Annotated in this window: 19 protein-coding genes; 9 read left to right on the top strand and 10 right to left on the bottom strand. The window is 58.6% G+C overall.

Annotated elements, in window-relative coordinates:
* Positions 1–192: 192 nt before the first annotated feature.
* On the top strand, positions 193–351 hold the full coding sequence (locus tag AK821_RS30855; RefSeq protein WP_162531851.1) for a hypothetical protein: 159 nt from the start codon (positions 193–195) through the stop codon (positions 349–351).
* Positions 352–606: 255 nt separating this feature from the next.
* Here AK821_RS30855 and AK821_RS08275 read toward each other — a convergent pair whose 3' ends face one another.
* Both AK821_RS08275 and AK821_RS08270 read right to left on the bottom strand, forming a co-directional pair.
* A complete protein-coding gene (locus tag AK821_RS08275; protein WP_007917342.1) occupies positions 607–1,356 on the bottom strand; it encodes a TerC family protein in 750 nt (249 codons plus the stop codon).
* 29 nt (positions 1,357–1,385) lie between these two features.
* On the bottom strand, positions 1,386–1,628 hold the full coding sequence (locus tag AK821_RS08270) for a hypothetical protein (RefSeq protein WP_007917343.1): 243 nt from the start codon (positions 1,626–1,628) through the stop codon (positions 1,386–1,388).
* A gap of 133 nt (positions 1,629–1,761) precedes the next feature.
* On the opposite strand from AK821_RS08270, the gene nhaR reads away from it, so the two are divergent.
* Entirely contained in the window at positions 1,762–2,661 is a 900-nt protein-coding gene (gene nhaR / locus AK821_RS08265; protein ID WP_064389220.1) for a transcriptional activator NhaR, read from the top strand.
* On the opposite strand, the gene AK821_RS08260 is transcribed toward nhaR, so the two are convergent.
* On the bottom strand, positions 2,656–3,819 hold the full coding sequence (locus tag AK821_RS08260; RefSeq protein ID WP_064389219.1) for an MFS transporter: 1,164 nt from the start codon (positions 3,817–3,819) through the stop codon (positions 2,656–2,658). The two genes, nhaR and AK821_RS08260, sit on opposite strands and share 6 nt — an antisense overlap.
* A 337-nt stretch (positions 3,820–4,156) precedes the next feature.
* On the opposite strand from AK821_RS08260, the gene sstT reads away from it, so the two are divergent.
* A complete protein-coding gene (gene sstT, locus AK821_RS08255) occupies positions 4,157–5,389 on the top strand; it encodes a serine/threonine transporter SstT (RefSeq protein ID WP_064389218.1) in 1,233 nt (410 codons plus the stop codon).
* Between the two features lie 255 nt (positions 5,390–5,644).
* Here the strand turns inward: sstT and AK821_RS08250 are convergent, their stop codons facing one another.
* Positions 5,645–6,154 carry a DUF1993 domain-containing protein gene (locus AK821_RS08250; RefSeq protein WP_064389217.1) on the bottom strand — a complete coding sequence of 170 codons (510 nt, stop codon included), beginning with the start codon at positions 6,152–6,154 and terminating at the stop codon, positions 5,645–5,647.
* Between the two features lie 125 nt (positions 6,155–6,279).
* On the opposite strand from AK821_RS08250, the gene AK821_RS08245 reads away from it, so the two are divergent.
* Positions 6,280–6,927, top strand: a complete 648-nt coding sequence (locus AK821_RS08245; protein ID WP_064389216.1) for a YceH family protein — start codon at positions 6,280–6,282, stop codon at positions 6,925–6,927.
* Positions 6,928–7,043: 116 nt separating this feature from the next.
* Here AK821_RS08245 and AK821_RS08240 read toward each other — a convergent pair whose 3' ends face one another.
* Both AK821_RS08240 and AK821_RS08235 read right to left on the bottom strand, forming a co-directional pair.
* Positions 7,044–7,562, bottom strand: coding sequence for a cupin domain-containing protein (locus AK821_RS08240; RefSeq protein ID WP_064389215.1), 519 nt, complete (start codon positions 7,560–7,562; stop codon positions 7,044–7,046).
* A 191-nt stretch (positions 7,563–7,753) separates the two neighbouring features.
* Positions 7,754–8,572, bottom strand: coding sequence for a shikimate 5-dehydrogenase (locus AK821_RS08235; RefSeq protein WP_064389214.1), 819 nt, complete (start codon positions 8,570–8,572; stop codon positions 7,754–7,756).
* Between the two features lie 255 nt (positions 8,573–8,827).
* On the opposite strand from AK821_RS08235, the gene AK821_RS08230 reads away from it, so the two are divergent.
* The 3 genes from AK821_RS08230 to AK821_RS08220 all read left to right on the top strand — a co-directional run bounded on the left by AK821_RS08230 (position 8,828) and on the right by AK821_RS08220 (position 9,897).
* The gene (locus AK821_RS08230; protein WP_007917357.1) at positions 8,828–9,187 is read left to right on the top strand and encodes a hypothetical protein; all 360 of its coding nucleotides are present in this window, start codon (positions 8,828–8,830) and stop codon (positions 9,185–9,187) included.
* A gap of 230 nt (positions 9,188–9,417) precedes the next feature.
* Complete coding sequence (locus AK821_RS08225) at positions 9,418–9,612, top strand: hypothetical protein (protein ID WP_016984641.1); 195 nt, start codon at positions 9,418–9,420, stop codon at positions 9,610–9,612.
* A 102-nt stretch (positions 9,613–9,714) separates the two neighbouring features.
* Entirely contained in the window at positions 9,715–9,897 is a 183-nt protein-coding gene (locus AK821_RS08220; RefSeq protein WP_007917359.1) for a hypothetical protein, read from the top strand.
* Here AK821_RS08220 and AK821_RS08215 read toward each other — a convergent pair.
* Positions 9,894–10,955, bottom strand: coding sequence for an AI-2E family transporter (locus tag AK821_RS08215; RefSeq protein WP_064389213.1), 1,062 nt, complete (start codon positions 10,953–10,955; stop codon positions 9,894–9,896). The genes AK821_RS08220 and AK821_RS08215 overlap by 4 nt on opposite strands.
* Positions 10,956–11,066: 111 nt before the next feature.
* Positions 11,067–11,753, bottom strand: coding sequence for a cysteine hydrolase family protein (locus AK821_RS08210; RefSeq protein ID WP_064389212.1), 687 nt, complete (start codon positions 11,751–11,753; stop codon positions 11,067–11,069).
* A 191-nt stretch (positions 11,754–11,944) separates the two neighbouring features.
* Between AK821_RS08210 and trhP the strand changes: the two genes are divergently transcribed.
* Complete coding sequence (gene trhP, locus AK821_RS08205; RefSeq protein ID WP_064389211.1) at positions 11,945–13,276, top strand: prephenate-dependent tRNA uridine(34) hydroxylase TrhP; 1,332 nt, start codon at positions 11,945–11,947, stop codon at positions 13,274–13,276.
* A 264-nt stretch (positions 13,277–13,540) separates the two neighbouring features.
* On the opposite strand, the gene AK821_RS08200 is transcribed toward trhP, so the two are convergent.
* Positions 13,541–14,407 carry a LysR family transcriptional regulator gene (locus AK821_RS08200; RefSeq protein ID WP_064389210.1) on the bottom strand — a complete coding sequence of 289 codons (867 nt, stop codon included), beginning with the start codon at positions 14,405–14,407 and terminating at the stop codon, positions 13,541–13,543.
* Between the two features lie 102 nt (positions 14,408–14,509).
* Here AK821_RS08200 and AK821_RS08195 point away from each other — a divergent pair, with 102 nt between their 5' ends.
* Entirely contained in the window at positions 14,510–15,403 is an 894-nt protein-coding gene (locus AK821_RS08195; protein WP_064389209.1) for a DMT family transporter, read from the top strand.
* Between the two features lie 163 nt (positions 15,404–15,566).
* Here the strand turns inward: AK821_RS08195 and AK821_RS08190 are convergent, their stop codons facing one another.
* A complete protein-coding gene (locus AK821_RS08190; RefSeq protein WP_064389208.1) occupies positions 15,567–15,800 on the bottom strand; it encodes a hypothetical protein in 234 nt (77 codons plus the stop codon).
* Positions 15,801–15,872: the final 72 nt, after the last annotated feature.

Raw genomic sequence — 15,872 nt, 5'->3', positions numbered from 1 at the left:
AGGGCCGCGCCAGGCTGCGGTATAGCCTTAAGCGGCAGACACGCCGATTGCATAGAGCAAACTGATTGGTCACCACCGACCTTTGGTCAATAGCCTGAAACACCCCATTGTCTAGACTGTCACTGAAACAGAGCAAATTGAAAAAGTGTGCGCCCGATGCAGGGCGAAGAGGAGGCACTGATGAGCCTGACCATGACTATCGTAATGTTGATTGCCGGCTGGCTGGCCGTGGCTGCTGCCATGTTGTGGGGGGTGCTGCGGATTTCGCGGCGTCACCATCACCATCCGGTTCAGCCTGCTGCAGTTGAGAAAGCCGAGAAGCACCGGGTTCGCCACGCGACCGCGCACTAAAATTGAACAGCAAAAGCAAAAGCCCCCTCACCCTAACCCTCTCCCAGAGGGAGAGGGGACTGACCGAGTGGCATACTCGAATTACGTAGACCTGCAATACCGAGCCGAACTCAAGACTAAAACACTCTTCAGATCGGCTCCCTCTCCCTCGGGAGAGGGCTGGGGTGAGGGGCTGGTCTTACCGGGTATAGAAAACCTGAAATGAAAAAAGGCCGCCTGAACTCAGTTCAAGCGGCCTTTTTGGCTTATTGGCGATTACGCCTGCTCAGCCAACTTCTTCTGCCTGGCCCGACGCGACATCATGTTCAGCACTTCAATCGCTGCCGAGAACGCCATCGCCGCATACACATAACCTTTCGGTACATGGGCGCCGAAGCCTTCAGCGATCAAGGTCATACCGATCATGATCAGGAAGCCCAGGGCCAGCATCACCACCGTCGGGTTGTCGTTGATGAACTTGGCCAGCGGTTCAGCAGCAAACAGCATCACCAGCACCGACACCACCACCGCGATGATCATGATCGGTAAGTGTTCAGTCATGCCGACGGCAGTAATGATGCTGTCGATCGAGAACACCATGTCGAGCATCAGGATCTGGCCAATAGCGGCAGCGAAACCCAGAGTAACCGTCGAAGTCGCCGACTTCGGATCTTCCGGCGCCGGGTCCATGCTGTGGTGGATCTCGGTCGTGGCTTTCCACACCAGGAACAGACCACCGGCAATCAGGATCATGTCCTTCCAGGAGAACGCCTGACCAAGGATCTCGATCACAGGTGCGGTCAACTGCACGATGAACGCGATGGTGCTCAACAGCGCCAGACGCAGGATCAACGCCATGCCGATACCGATGCGGCGCGCCTTCTGCTGGTACTGCTTGGGCAATTTGTTGGTCAGGATCGAGATAAAGATCAGGTTATCGATGCCAAGCACGATTTCCATCACCACCAATGTGGCCAAAGCAACCCAGGCGGTGGGGCTGGCGGCGAGCTGTAACAGATATTCCATGGGTCAGTCCTGACTCTGTGTAAGACGAATTAGATGGTCTTGGAGGAAGATTCGGATTTTTCCGCGTCTTTTTCCGGTGTTTCTTTTTTCTCGATCAAGCCGCCGGTGGCATCGCTCAGCGCTTGTTCAGCGGCTTTATGGGTGTCGTCGATCGCTTGCTTGGCGCTTTCGGCAGCCTTGCCCATCAATTGCTGGGCGCTTTTCTCGGCCTGATCGCAACCGGCCAAAAGCAGTAAAGACGTAAACATCAATGCTGGGATGGTGTATTTCATAAAGTTTCCTTCGAATGAACAGACAGGCTCACAGACCGGCCGTCGATGGCTGGGCATTCTAGGGAGATGAACACTTCAGGAAAATTCGTATTTTTAGCGGCTATACTTCGGTTTTCACGAACTGTAGAACGTTATGCTCAATTACCGACAACTGCATTACTTTTGGGTCGTAGCCAAGACCGGCAGCATCGTGCGCGCCTGCGAGCAATTGAACCTGACGCCACAGACCATCAGCGGGCAGATTTCACTGCTCGAACAGACTTATGGCATCGAGTTATTCAGACGGGTTGGCCGACAGCTGGAACTCACAGAAGCCGGGCGACAAGCCCTGCCCTACGCCGAGCAAATGTTTCAACTCGGCGGCGAACTGGAATTGATGCTGCGCGCCCAGCCCAACGAACAGCAGATTCTGTTCCGTGTAGGGGTGGCAGACGTGGTGCCAAAATCCATCGTCTATCGCCTGATAGCACCGACCATGGAGCTGAATGAACCGCTGCGCATCACCTGCCGCGAAGACAAACTCGAACGCTTGCTCGCCGATCTGGCCATCCAGCGCCTGGACCTGGTGATCTCCGACAGCCCGATGCCTTCGCATCTGGACATCAAGGGCTACAGCCAGAAACTCGGTGAATGCGGGATCAGTTTCTTTGCCACCGCCGAACTGGCCGGCAGATACGGTCAGGATTTCCCGCGCAGCCTGCACGGTGCTCCGCTGTTGATTCCCGGCGCGGAAACCGTGGTGCGCAGCCGCTTGCAGCGCTGGTTTGCCGAGCAGCAGATCCAGCCGCAAATCGTCGGCGAGTTTGATGACAGTGCCTTGATGCAGGCGTTTGGCCAATCCGGCAGCGGGATTTTTATCGGCCCGAGCGTGATTGCCGATGAAGTGAAGCGCCAGTACGGCGTCGAACTGATAGGCCAGACCGACGCAGTGACCGAGTCGTTCTATGCCATTTCGGTGGAACGCAAGGTCAAGCACCCCGGTATCGTTGCGATTACCGAAGGTGCCCGACGCGAGCTGTTTACTGCGTTATGACGCCTCAGCGCACATTTCGCGCGGCTTGAGCGTCATCAGCACCATGGCGAGGAATACCGACAGCAGAATGAACCCTGCGGCGGCAAAGCCGAGGAAGCCCAGGCCTGCGCTGTCGATGACCCGGCCACCGACGATAGCGCCCAGACCGATGCCCAGATTGGCCCCGGCGATGTTCAGCGAAGCAGCAAAGGCCGGCGCTTCTGGCGCGGCTTTCATCAGACGCACATGGCTGACCAGGAACAACGCGGCTTGAGTGATACCCCAGATACCCATGGCCACCGCCAGACCCACTGGCGAATGAATGTTCGGCACCAGCGAGACCATGCCGGAAATCATGAACGCACAGAACAACACCGACGCCCCCAGCGGATGCCGGTCCACCGCACGACCGCCCAGCGAGTTGCCAATCAGCCCGACCGCGCCGAAGGCCATCAGGCACCAACCGACGACAGTGCCGTTGAACCCGGCGAGGCGCTCAAGAATGTCGGCCAGATAGGTGTAAGCGGTAAACATGCCGCTGAACACCAGAATCGACAGGACGATATGGCCGATCATCAACGGGCTGCGCAAGATCTTGAACTGCGAACGGAAGCTGACCTGATGCTGGTGCAGGCTGGTTTTCGGCAGGTAAACAAATAGCAGCAAGGCTTTGGCAAACGCGATGACTGCCAGAATGCCAAAGGCACTGCGCCAGCCGAACGCATCGGAGATCAACGTACCTACCGGAATACCGAACACCGTGGCGCAGACAATGCCGAAGCCGATCTTGGCGATCGCGCGGCCGGCGAAATCCGGGCCGACGATGTCCACCGCTGTTTCACTGGCCAAGGCCCAGAACACCGGCAGACCGAGCGCCGGGATCAGTCGGGCAATCGCCATCACCCAGATGTTCGGCGCCAGCGCGGCCACGGTATTGGCGAGGCCAAACATGATCAGGATGCTGATAAACAGCTTGCGCCGCTCGAAGCGAGCGAAATAGGCGGTCAAGAAAGGCCCGAACATGGCCACGGTAAAAGCGAATAGAGTCACCAGCAACCCGGCCTGCGGGATGGTGACTTCAAGGTCGCGGGCAATCGCCGGCAACAGGCCGACGATGACGAATTCCGTGGTCAGCACCGTGAATCCGGCGGCAGACAACAGAAGAATGGGCAACAGCATGCGCAACTCCAGCAAAACGACGACACCAGCGTTGACCCGGAGGCCCGCTGGCATGACTTGAAAATAAGGATGGGCAATCTTAACAGAGTGTGTCCGGGCTGACTTGCCCAAACCTGCCGACTTTGTTGCCTGATCCGGTGGCAGATCGTCACAGGCCTGAAGGATAAGGCCTACGCTGTGATAAAGTCCGCGCCCTGAAAAACGTACAGCCTATTCAACGACCAGTTTACTGGCGTTGATGTCGCGTCAACACTTTCGGTGCGTGGCGGTGGTCTGCCCCCGTTTTGCCATCGCTATCACGCAACCCTGCACCCTATAAAAAATCAGAGATGCCGCTATGACTGCTTCATCCCCTTCTCTATTGCAACGTCTGAAGAACCTGAGCCTGGTCGCACAGATCCTCATCGGTCTGATCGCCGGTATTGCCTTGGCGATGTTTGCCCCGCAAGTGGCAAAAGACACTGCGTTCATCGGCAAAGTGTTCGTGTCGGCGTTGAAAGCTGTCGCGCCGATTCTGGTGTTCGTGCTGGTAATGGCCTCGATTGCCAACCACAAGCACGGCCAGGAAACCCACATCCGCCCGATTCTGTTCCTCTATCTGCTGGGCACCTTCGCCGCAGCGGTGGTAGCCGTCATCGCCAGCATGGCGTTCCCGTCGCACTTGGTGCTCGCCACCGAGAACGTTGCGGTCACTGCGCCGGGCGGCATTGGTGAGGTCTTGCAAAGTTTGCTGCTGAGTGTGGTCGATAATCCGGTGAAGGCGCTGATCGAAGCCAACTTCATCGGCATTCTGGCCTGGGCGATCGGCATGGGCGTCGCGATTCGCCATGCCGGTGACACTACCCGCGAAGTGCTGGGTGATCTGTCCAACGGTGTGACCTTGATCGTGCGTGTGGTGATTCGCTTTGCACCGCTGGGCATTTTCGGTCTGGTCGCTTCGACACTGGCCACCTCAGGTTTTGGCGCACTGATCGGTTACGCGCATCTGCTGGCCGTCCTGCTCGGTTGCATGCTGTTCGTGGCGCTGGTGATGAACCCGCTGATCGTGTTCTGGAAGCTGCGTCGCAATCCGTATCCGTTGACCCTCAAGTGCCTGCGTGAAAGCGGTATCACTGCATTCTTCACCCGCAGCTCGGCGGCGAACATTCCGGTCAACCTGGAATTGAGCAAGCGTCTGGGCCTGCACGAAGACACCTATTCGGTGTCGATCCCGCTGGGCGCGACCATCAACATGGCCGGCGCGGCGATCACCATTACCGTGCTGACCCTCGCTGCGGTGCATACGCTGGGCATTGCCGTGGACATTCCGACGGCGATTCTGCTCAGCGTTGTCGCGGCGATTTGTGCGTGTGGCGCTTCGGGTGTGGCCGGTGGTTCATTGCTGTTGATTCCGTTGGCATGCAGCTTGTTTGGCATTCCGAGTGAGATTGCCATGCAGGTGGTGGCGGTCGGTTTCATTATTGGCGTGTTGCAGGATTCGGCGGAGACGGCGCTGAACTCGTCGACTGACGTGTTGTTTACCGCTGCGGCGTGCCTGGGTGAAGAGGCGAAAGCCCAACGCACTGCGTAAAAATCGCTGCAATAAAAAGCCCGCCATGGTGTGAACCTTGCGGGCTTTTTTGTGGCTGAGATCTTTTCCCCCTCACCCCAACCCTCTCCCCCCAGGGGGGCGAGGGGGAAAGGGAGCTGATTTGTGTGCTGTTCAAAACCTGAGTTCGACTCGATAGATCAGGTCGGCGTATCTCGAACAAACAACTCGGTCAGTCCCCTCTCCCTCCGGGAGAGGGCTAGGCGGGCGGCGCTCCGATGAGGGGCTTCTGGCGGTTTAGAACGCGCCCATGTAATCACGCTTGCCCACTTCAACCCCGTTATGACGCAGCAGCGCATAAGTAGTGGTGACGTGGAAGAAGAACTGCGGCAAGCCATAAGTCAGCAAGTACGACTGGCCACTGAAGCGCTTCTCTTTCGGTGTACCCGGACGGGTGACGATTTCGATGCCTTCCTTGCCATCGATCTGCTCTGGCTTGATCTCGCCGATGTAGGCCAGCACCTTGGTGATCAAGGCTTGCAGCTCGGCGAAGGTGGTTTCGGTATCGTCGTACTTCGGCACTTCGACTTCAGCCAGACGCGAGGAAACGCCTTTGGCGAAGTCCACAGCGATCTGTACCTGACGGGTCAGCGGGAACATGTCCGGGAACAGACGCGCTTGCAGGAAGGCGTTCGGGTCGATGTTTTTCTCGGTGGCGTGGGCTTCAGCCTTTTTCAACACATCGCTCAAAGCGTTGAGCATTTGTTGAAAAACCGGGACGGATGCGGCGTATAGGGAAATGGTCATGGCAGTCTCGTGTGGTGGCTGGGTGGAACAAGGAGGCGATTATAGCCATGCTTGATGACCACACGGCTTGCCTTTTGTTTGGCAAGGATTAGGCTAGGCGCCTTCGACTGCAGAGGGAACGCGCGATGACCACAGAACCAGAATCCACCTTCGACGAGCCTCGGCTCAATGCCACGGAAATCCGCATCCTCGGCTCGTTGATCGAGAAACAGGCGACCAGCCCGGAAACTTATCCGCTGACACTCAACGCTTTGGTCACCGCGTGCAATCAGAAAACCAGCCGCGAACCGGTGATGAACCTGACTCAGGGCCAGGTTGGCCAGAGCCTGCGCGCCCTCGAAGGCCGCGGTTTCGCCAAGCTTGTCATGGGCAGTCGCGCCGACCGCTGGGAGCACAAGGTCGACAAGGCGCTGGAGCTGGTGCCGGCCCAGGTGATTTTGAGTGGATTGATGTTTCTGCGTGGTCCGCAAACCGTCAACGAACTGCTGACCCGCAGCGGCCGCATGCATGATTTCGAAGATGCCGAACAGGTGGTGCATCAGCTTGAACGCCTGATTGCGCGCGGGCTGGCGGTGCTGATTCCGCGTCAGGCCGGGCAGCGTGAAGATCGCTACACCCATGCGCTGGGGGACCCGGCGGACATCGAAGCGATCATGGCGGCGCGGCAGAATCCGTCGGATCGCGGCGCAAGCAGTGGCGTGTCAGTCGAGCGCATCGAAGAGCTCGAGGCGCGGATCGCCGCACTGGAAGAACGCCTGGCCCGCCTAGAATAACCACACAGAACCAATGCAGGAGTGAGCCTGCTCGCGATAGCGGTGTGTCAGTCAAATATGATGTGACTGACACACCGCTATCGCGAGCAGGCTCACTCCTACAAGGGATCTAGGTTTTACTCCCCATCCCAGTAATCCACACCATCCGTCTGCCGCGCCACCGCCACAAAACCTGAGGCAATGCCCTCGGCATCGACGTTGAAGTTATCCATCACCGCATATTTGTTCGAATCCGGGTATTCGCAGATTTCCGGCTGCTGCTGGGTGCTCACCGCCAGATAACGCAATTCGCCCGAGCTGGTGTTGATGATCTGATGCGCCTTCTCCGGGCCACCCGGCGGACAGGCGATCACATCGCCTTCGCGAATCGGAAAACGCTCGGCGCCAAGACGCACCTCGCCCTCCCCGGCCACCACGTAGAACATTTCTTCGTTGACCCGATGGCTGTGAAACGGACTGCCGCGCATGCCCGGTGGCAACGCGTACAGCCGATAACCAAGCTTCTGCGAACCCAATTGCTGACCGACGCGGGCCATGCGCTGCTGATAACGCCCGGCGGTTTCGCCTTCGGGTGCCAAGGCTGCGGGCAGGGGTTCGAGTTCGACCTGATGCAGGTTGAGGATGGGCGGGTGCATGGGGGCCTCGGTCACGGTTTTTGTGGTGGGCAAGTCTGTGCTTGCTGGGGAGGCAGTATAGGCAAGGTTCTGATCTAAATCCGTTGTGAGGCCATCGCGAGCAGGCTCACTCCTACAGGGTGAACGCATTCCAACTGTAGGAGTGAGCCTGCTCGCGATGGGGCCGGTAAGGCTCTTACACAATTCGCTGATCAGCTCCGGGCGAACGCCACCGCCGCCGCAAACTGAGCTTCATTCGGGCGCACGCCGGTGTACAAGACAAACTGCTCCAGCGCCTGAATCGCAATGACCTCCAGCCCGGTAATCACCTTTTTACCTTCGGCCCGAGCGCGCACGATCAACGGCGTCTCCGACGGAATCGCCACCACATCAAAAACCGTATCAGCTGCTGCAATAACCTCAGGCGCAAACGCCAGTTGCCCAGCCTCCGGCCCACCGTCCATACCCACCGGCGTCACGTTGATCAGCATCTGCGGGCGCTCATCGCCCAGCTCAGCCTGCCAGCGATAACCCAGCGATTGCGCCATGGCACGCCCTGCCCGCTCGTTACGGGCGACGATCAAACCGTTTTTATAACCACCATCGCGCAAAGCGCTGGCCACCGCTTTGGCCATGCCGCCGCTGCCGCGCAGGGCGAAAGTCGATTCTTTGGGCACTGCGTGGGTTTTCAGCAACTGCTCAATGGCAATGTAATCGGTGTTGTAAGCCTTGAGGTGGCCGCTGGTGTTGACGATGGTATTGATCGACTGGATCGCCGCTGCCGACGCGTCCAGTTCGTCGACCAGCGCAATGCAGGCTTCCTTGAACGGCATCGACACGCCACAGCCACGAATTCCCAGTGCGCGGATGCCGCCGACGGCACCGGTCAGGTCCTGGCTACTGAACGCCTTGTAGTAAAAGTTCAGCCCCAACTGCTCATACAAATGGTTATGAAAACGCAGACCGAAATTGCCTGGGCGCCCTGACAGGGACATGCACAGCTGGGTGTCTTTGTTCGGGTTCATCTGCATGAAACTTCTCCTTCAAACGCACTTTCGGATAGACGGGATTGGCCAGCCCATCGGGTTCTGAACGATCATAGAGGCCTGTTTTAAACGTGTTTTGTGGCCCTCGCCGGCCCGGTAAAGAAGCCGGTACAGACCTTACACAAAATTTACCCAACGGCTGTGCTGATTTTCACAATTTCGCTGTCTTAGAAGTATCCCCGCGACAACTGTGGGCCTGGTGCAGGCCCTGTCACCGGGTCGAAGAACCGAGGACTCATCATGATTCGTAAACTCCCCATTCTGGCCTTGTTGATTGGCGCACTCGCTGTCACAGGTCAGGCAGAAGCCGGTGGTGGCCACGGCTGGCAAGGCCCTGCGGTGTTTGGCGCGATCGTCGGCTCGGCCATCATCGGCTCGGCACTGATCAACCAGGATCGGCCGGTGTATGTGCAACAACAGCCGGTTTATGTTCAACCACAACCGGTCTACGTGCAGCAGCCACCACCACCGGTCTACTACCAACCGGCACCGGTTTATGTGCAGCAACCGGTGTACATCCAACAGGCCCCCGTCTACTACGGCCCGCCTCGCGGTTATTACGGTCGGCCACATGGCTACTACGGCGGCCCACGCTGGTAAGCAAAACACAAAGCCCCGCTTTTATAGCGGGGCTTTTTTATGACCGTTGGTCGGCCAGCGTCTGAAAAAATCTCGCCAAGGTCGCTGTGAGGACAGTTTCACCGGCTAAAGTCGGCATGATTGAGTGACCGTTATGTACATTTCCACAAAACGGTCACTTTTTTGTCATGACGGAGCTGCAATCTGAATCCGTCCGTAAACAACAGGTTGATAACAACAAGGACGACTGTATGCCAACACAGAACCCGCACCGCATCGTCGGCCTGTGCACCTCCAGCAAGGTGTACAGCGCGCTGACCGAACTCAAGCACCTGGAAGGCCATCGCTGCGCGAAATTTCTCTCGCTGCTGGCGGAAAATCTTGTGCACAAGGGTTTGCTCAACGAGCGCGAGGTCATGCACATGCTTGATCAGGTGGTCGACTGAGCCGGCCCTCAACGGCGTCAATGACCACTATCGAAAGCGTTGATTGTCCGTAGAACCGGCGAATCTCTAAGGTAGCTCCATTGATAGATGGAGGTATTCGTCATGGCTCAGGTTCAAATCATGTCCGTTATCGGCAGCGCCGTTCCCGCTTCGCTCAGGGCTTCGGGCTTGCTCGCCTGCTGGTATCTGATGCGCGACGGTGAAGCGATCAGCGGCCCGCTCACTTCCCTGCCCGCTGCGCAGGCACTGTCGCAGAAGATCGTCAGCGAGCCGTTCCACGCTTAAGGTAGTTGCACCTTGGGCTTGGTCTCGGCGAACAACGCCCAGCTCGACATGAACAACGCCGCGATCAACGGCCCAATCACAAAACCGTTGAGGCCGAACACTGCCAGACCGCCAAGGGTCGAGATCAGAATCAGGTAATCGGGCATTTTGGTGTCCTTGCCCACCAGAATCGGTCGTAGCACGTTGTCCACCAGACCGATCACGAAAACCCCGAACAAGCCCAGCACCACGCCCTGCCAGATCATCCCGCTGAGCAGGAAATACACCGCCACCGGCGCCCAGACAATCCCCGCGCCCACCGCTGGCAGCAACGACAAAAACCCCATCAAGACCGCCCACAGCAATGCGCTGGGGATGTCGAGAAACCAGAAAATCGCTCCGCCCAGCGCGCCTTGAGTCACCGCGACTACGAGATTGCCCTTCACCGTCGCCCGAACCACGCGGTTGAACTTCAACTGCAAGCGCCGCTTGTGGCCTTCCTCCAGTGGCACGGCGGTCCGCACCTTGCGCGCCAGTTCGGCGCCGTCACGCAGAAAGAAAAACAGCAGATACAGCATGATGAAAAAACTCACCACGAACTCGAACGTACCCTGACCAAAACTGAACGCTTGAGTGGCCAGGACCTGACTGCCCTGCATCGCCGATTTGACGATTTTCTCGCGCAGGCCATTGAGTTCGCCCATGCCGAAACGGTCGAGCAAGTGCTGAAAGTAAGGCGGCAAGCTGTGCTTGAACTGCGCCAGATACGCGGCAATGTCCAGCTCACCGCTTTCAATATTCTTGTAAACCGTCGCCCCCTCCTGCACCAGCAACACGCTGACGATGATCACCGGCAGAATCGCGATGACCAGACAGATGCTCAATGTGCACAGCGAGGTCAGGTTACGTTGCCAGCCGAATTTCGCCTGCAATTTGCGTTGCATCGGCGCAAACAGAATGCCGAGGATCACCGCCCAGAACACCGCACCGTAGAACGGCAACAGGATCCAGATAAAGGCCACCGTGACCAGCACCAGCAGCACGGTCAGGGATTTGAATTGAAGGCTTTTTTCGTTCATGTCCGATCCATGTCAGTCAGGCGTCATGCACGCCCCGATCCTTAGTCAACCGGGGCCTGCACGAGTGCCATCTTTATTCATGGAGCATAGTTGCGGATCGGCATGAGGCGGTTATCTAACCGGCAGTTGCACGATCTGCTCCGTGTTCAGCACATCGCCCAAGGTGTCCTCGACCTCCGCCAGCGCGGCTTTGTGCAAGGAATCCTTGTCGATGGTCACGCCATTGGCGCGGGTGATCGCCCGGGGCGCCGAAGCGGCGGACGCGACGATCACGTTGTAACCCATCGGCGCCGCATCGCGCGCCGCGCCGGCGACACAGGCGTGGGTCATCAGGCCCGCGACGATGACCGTGCGGATACCGGACTGCTTCAGGCGTTCGTTCAGATCGGTGCTGCCGAACACACTGACGGTGGTTTTTTGCAGCACCAGGTCCTTGGCGCGTGGCTGCATCTGCGGGTGAAATTTCACCGTGTCACCATCGATGGCAAACACTGACGAACCGGCCGGGGCCACGTGTTGAACGTGATAAACGGGGATCTTGTGGCGGTCGGCGAAGGCGATCAGCTTACGGGTGTTGGCCAGCGCGGCGGCACCATCGGGGATCGGCATCTTGCCGGTGAAGTATTCGTTCTGAAAATCAATCACCAGCAACGCGGATTTGCCGGCGGGCAACTGGCTGACCGGTGTGGCGCCAGACATTGCACGGATCGTTGGATGGCTGTCTGCCAAGGCAGTGGTGCAGGCCAATACAGCGGAAAATGCACAAGCGCTGAGAAATCGACGGGGCAAGCGTTGCATGGGGGAATTCCTTTGTTCATTGAGTGATGGACAAAGCTTAAGCAGCCGCCCACATTGGGAACACCGTGAAACCGGCACATGATCTGTGCTGTTTATGCACAGATATGACGCCCCGCCAAAGCATAGATCCAGGTCAATAAAGCTCGCCGGAATCCGCATTACCCTGCCGCGCTTTTGCGACCGACACCGCCATGACCCCAACCCTCGCCACCCCGGAACTGCTTGCCCCCGCCGGCACCCTGAAAAACATGCGCTACGCCTTCGCCTACGGCGCCGATGCAGTTTACGCCGGGCAACCGCGCTACAGCCTGCGGGTGCGCAACAACGAATTCGATCATGCCAATCTGGCGCTGGGCATTCGCGAAGCGCAGGCGCAGGGCAAACGCTTCTACGTGGTGGTCAACATCGCTCCGCACAACGCCAAGTTGAAGACCTTTCTCAAGGATCTGGCACCGGTGATCGAGATGGCACCGGATGCGCTGATCATGTCCGACCCGGGGCTGATCATGCTGGTGCGCCGGCATTTCCCGCAGATGCCGATACACCTGTCGGTGCAGGCCAACACGGTGAATTGGGCGAGTGTCGAGTTCTGGCAGCAGCAGGGGTTGAGCCGGATCATCCTGTCGCGAGAACTGTCACTGGAAGAGATCGGCGAAATCCGCGAACAGGTGCCAGGCATGGAGCTGGAAGTGTTCGTGCATGGTGCGTTGTGCATGGCCTATTCCGGGCGCTGCCTGCTGTCGGGCTACATGAACAAACGCGACGCCAATCAAGGCACCTGCACCAATGCCTGTCGCTGGAAATACTCGGCGCAGGAAGCCACGCAAAACCAGCTCGGCGAGATCGTCCAGACCTTTCAGCCCGAGCCGACCCTGGGCCTCGGCACGCCGACCGATCAGGTGTTCCTGCTGCAGGAAGCCAATCGCCCTGACGAGTTGATGCCGGCATTCGAAGACGAGCACGGCACCTACATCATGAACGCCAAGGACCTGCGCGCCGTGCAACACGTCGAGCGCCTGACACGCATGGGCGTGCATTCATTGAAGATCGAGGGCCGAACCAAATCGCATTTCTACTGCGCGCGCACCACCCAGGTGTATCGCCGGGCAATTGATGATGCCGTGGCCGGGCGTGAGTTTGATCGCAGCCTGATGACCGATCTGGAGTCACTGGCGCAGCGTGGCTACACCGAAGGTTTTCTGCGCCGCCACGTGCATGACGAATACCAGAACTATCTGAACGGCAGCTCAGTCTCGGAGCGCCAGCAATTCGTCGGCGAACTGACCGGCGAACGGCGTGATCGCTTGGCCGAGGTCAAGGTGAAGAACCGTTTTGGTCTTGGTGATCATCTGGAGTTGATGACGCCCACGGGCAATTTTCATTTTGATCTGCATGAGTTGCAGAGCCTCAAGGGTGAGGCGATCGAGGTGGCGCCGGGGGATGGGCATACGGTTTATCTGCCGATTCCGGAGGGGGTGGATTTGCGGTTTGGGTTGTTGATGCGGGATCTGCGGGGTGCCTGAGAAGCCCCTCATCGGAACGCCGCCGGCCCAGCCCTCTCCCAGAGGGAGAGGGGACTGATTGGGGGATATTGGAGAGATCCACCGACCTGAAAATTCGTCGGTGAATCCACAATCGACTTTTCTGATCAAGAAAATCAGACTTGGCCGAATCCATAATCGACTCGATTGTTCAGGTCGGCGTATAACCCGAGACACCTCGGTCGGCCCCCCTCTCCCTCCGGGAGAGGGCTGGGCGGGCGGCGTTCCGATGAGGGAAAGCTTTTCCTACGCAACAAACTCCTCCCGCAACATCGCCACAAACGCCTCCCGCGCCGGATGCACCCCTGCGTTTTCATGCCAATAAAACAAATTGTCGACGGCGGTCAATTCCGGGAATTCGTACCCCACACACCCAGCCCCTTTCGCGTACTGCTCAAACACGCCCTTGGGCACCAGTGCCACTCCTGCCCCGGCACTCACACACCCGACAATCGCCCCGTAACTGGCCAGGCTGACAATCGGCAGCGCTTGCCCCTGACGCAACAGCCAATGCTCCAGCGCCGCCCGATACGGACAACCCTGCGGCCACATGAACACGGTCTTGTCCTGCAGATCATCAATGTCGCGCACCGGTCCAAACGAGGTCGACGCGATCAGCAGCAACTCTTCGCGATACATCGGCGTGCGCTTGAGCTGCGAACGTTCGACATCCACCGCGACAATCGCCCCGTCGAGGCGATGGCTGACGGTATCGTCGAGCAATTGCCCCCAAGTGCCGGTGGTGAGTTCCAGCGCCACCTGCGGATAACGCTTGTGAAACTTCGCCAGCAAGCGCGGCAAGCGCCCGGTCGCCGAGGATTCGATCGCGCCGATGCGCAACGGCCCGGACGGCTCGGCCGAAGGATCCACCGCGCGTTTGGCCTCGACGGTCAGCGCCAGAATCTTTTCCGCATAGACCAGAAACGTCTGCCCCGCCGGACTGATGCGCAACCCGCGACCCTCACGCAGAAACAGTGCAACGCCCAACTCGGCCTCAAGTGCCTTGATCCGTGCGGTGATGTTCGACGGCACGCAGAACAGCTTTTGCGCCGCCCGGGCGATGCTGCCGACCTCGGCCACAGTCTTGAACATACGGATTTGTGCCAGCTCCATACCCATCACTCTGAGTGAACATTCAGCGCAGTATAAGTCAGTTGTGGCGAATGATCGGGCGCCCGGATACTCGGCCGAATCAACACCACCGAGCGCCCGATCATGCCGCACCCTTCCCCGTTGAAAATCCTCCTGGCGATGGCATTTGTCGTCGGTTGCTGGGCCTATTCGCCGACCGGCATCCACATCGGCCTGCAAGCCTATGAACCCGGACATTTGGCGTTGCTGCGGTTTCTTTTGGCCTCGCTGTTCATGGCGTTGATCGCTGCGTTCAAGGGCATTCGCCTGCCACATCTGCGCGATGTGCCGCTGTTGTTCGCTTTGGGATTCTTCGCCGTGAGCCTGCATCACGTCGCACTGAACATCGGCCAGCAAAGCGTCAGTGCCGGCGCCTCCAGCGTATTGGCACAATCGAGCCCGCTGTTCAGCACACTGCTGGCCCGATTCGTGTTCAAGGATCAAGTCAGCGCTTGGCGTTGGGGTTGTGTGTTGCTCGGGTTTGTTGGCGTAGTGATCGTGGTCAGCGGCGATAAGGGTTTGGGGGCTATCGATGTCCATGGCTTGCTGATCTTGCTGGCAGCGATGTCGTGGAGCATTTATTTCGCGCTGCAAAAACATCATGCGCGGCGATACGACGGCTTCAGTCTGGCCTGTTATGCGGTGTGGTCGGGGACGTTGATGCTGCTGATCTATCTGCCAGGGCTGGGGGACACCGTGATGAAAGCGCCGCTTCGGGCGCAATGGGCGGTGTTGGCGCTAGGGGTATTTCCCAGTGCGCTGGCCTATCTGGCGTGGGGATTTGTGCTCAAGCATGTGGATCTGAGCCGGGCGACAATGACGTTGTATCTGATACCGCCGACGGCGATGGGGATTGCGTCGGTTGGTTTGGCTGAGCGGCCGACATTACTGGTGCTGGTGGGGTCGGTGGTGGTGTTGATCAGTGTGTTGGCGTTGAATCTGGAGCGACGGGTTGGGGGTGTTCGGGCGGCGATCTGATCAAGGATTGTTGTTGAAGCAAATGCCGCCATCGCTGGCAAGCCAGCTCCCACAGGGTTCTATGGTGAACATAATTTTCAGGTACATCCGCAGAACCTGTGGGAGCTGGCTTGCCAGCGATGAGGCCAGCACAGCCATCACATTAATCCAAGGCAATCGCCGATCAGCGCCGATCATCCGATAACGGCGTCGGCTCATCCGCCGGCGGCACGTCTTCATCATCCGCCGCCGGATCCTTCCAGTCTTCGGGCCGGTCGGCATCGCTCAGCGGATCCTGACCCGGGGGCATACCCATCGGTGAATCATGATCAGCCAATGTCGGCTCATCGGTTCCGGGCATCGGCCGGGTCGGATCGGTGGGAAGAACACCACCCTGAAACAGCAAGTCGTTAGCCATGACACACCTCACCAAGGAGGTCCGGAAAACCCGGGCCATATCACTTGGAAGTGCCCCTGTGATCGCCGTGCT

It is taken from the genome of Pseudomonas sp. RIT-PI-r, from assembly GCF_001297015.1.
Classification (GTDB): Bacteria; Pseudomonadota; Gammaproteobacteria; order Pseudomonadales; family Pseudomonadaceae; genus Aquipseudomonas.
This window is presented reverse-complemented; position numbering and strand designations above follow the sequence as displayed.

What these genes read in the sequence shown, in the direction of transcription:
- AK821_RS08190 (WP_064389208.1), bottom strand. Translation starts at nt 15,800, where the DNA reads ATGGCTAACGACTTGCTGTTTCAGGGTGGTGTTCTTCCCACCGATCCG.
- AK821_RS30855 (WP_162531851.1), top strand. Translation starts at nt 193, where the DNA reads ATGACTATCGTAATGTTGATTGCCGGCTGGCTGGCCGTGGCTGCTGCC.
- AK821_RS08210 (WP_064389212.1), bottom strand. Translation starts at nt 11,753, where the DNA reads ATGCAACGCTTGCCCCGTCGATTTCTCAGCGCTTGTGCATTTTCCGCT.
- AK821_RS08275 (WP_007917342.1), bottom strand. Translation starts at nt 1,356, where the DNA reads ATGGAATATCTGTTACAGCTCGCCGCCAGCCCCACCGCCTGGGTTGCT.
- sstT (WP_064389218.1), top strand. Translation starts at nt 4,157, where the DNA reads ATGACTGCTTCATCCCCTTCTCTATTGCAACGTCTGAAGAACCTGAGC.
- AK821_RS08220 (WP_007917359.1), top strand. Translation starts at nt 9,715, where the DNA reads ATGGCTCAGGTTCAAATCATGTCCGTTATCGGCAGCGCCGTTCCCGCT.
- AK821_RS08250 (WP_064389217.1), bottom strand. Translation starts at nt 6,154, where the DNA reads ATGACCATTTCCCTATACGCCGCATCCGTCCCGGTTTTTCAACAAATG.
- AK821_RS08235 (WP_064389214.1), bottom strand. Translation starts at nt 8,572, where the DNA reads ATGCAGATGAACCCGAACAAAGACACCCAGCTGTGCATGTCCCTGTCA.
- AK821_RS08195 (WP_064389209.1), top strand. Translation starts at nt 14,510, where the DNA reads ATGCCGCACCCTTCCCCGTTGAAAATCCTCCTGGCGATGGCATTTGTC.
- AK821_RS08260 (WP_064389219.1), bottom strand. Translation starts at nt 3,819, where the DNA reads ATGCTGTTGCCCATTCTTCTGTTGTCTGCCGCCGGATTCACGGTGCTG.
- AK821_RS08215 (WP_064389213.1), bottom strand. Translation starts at nt 10,955, where the DNA reads ATGAACGAAAAAAGCCTTCAATTCAAATCCCTGACCGTGCTGCTGGTG.
- AK821_RS08240 (WP_064389215.1), bottom strand. Translation starts at nt 7,562, where the DNA reads ATGCACCCGCCCATCCTCAACCTGCATCAGGTCGAACTCGAACCCCTG.
- AK821_RS08225 (WP_016984641.1), top strand. Translation starts at nt 9,418, where the DNA reads ATGCCAACACAGAACCCGCACCGCATCGTCGGCCTGTGCACCTCCAGC.
- nhaR (WP_064389220.1), top strand. Translation starts at nt 1,762, where the DNA reads ATGCTCAATTACCGACAACTGCATTACTTTTGGGTCGTAGCCAAGACC.
- AK821_RS08230 (WP_007917357.1), top strand. Translation starts at nt 8,828, where the DNA reads ATGATTCGTAAACTCCCCATTCTGGCCTTGTTGATTGGCGCACTCGCT.
- AK821_RS08200 (WP_064389210.1), bottom strand. Translation starts at nt 14,407, where the DNA reads ATGGAGCTGGCACAAATCCGTATGTTCAAGACTGTGGCCGAGGTCGGC.
- AK821_RS08270 (WP_007917343.1), bottom strand. Translation starts at nt 1,628, where the DNA reads ATGAAATACACCATCCCAGCATTGATGTTTACGTCTTTACTGCTTTTG.
- AK821_RS08245 (WP_064389216.1), top strand. Translation starts at nt 6,280, where the DNA reads ATGACCACAGAACCAGAATCCACCTTCGACGAGCCTCGGCTCAATGCC.
- trhP (WP_064389211.1), top strand. Translation starts at nt 11,945, where the DNA reads ATGACCCCAACCCTCGCCACCCCGGAACTGCTTGCCCCCGCCGGCACC.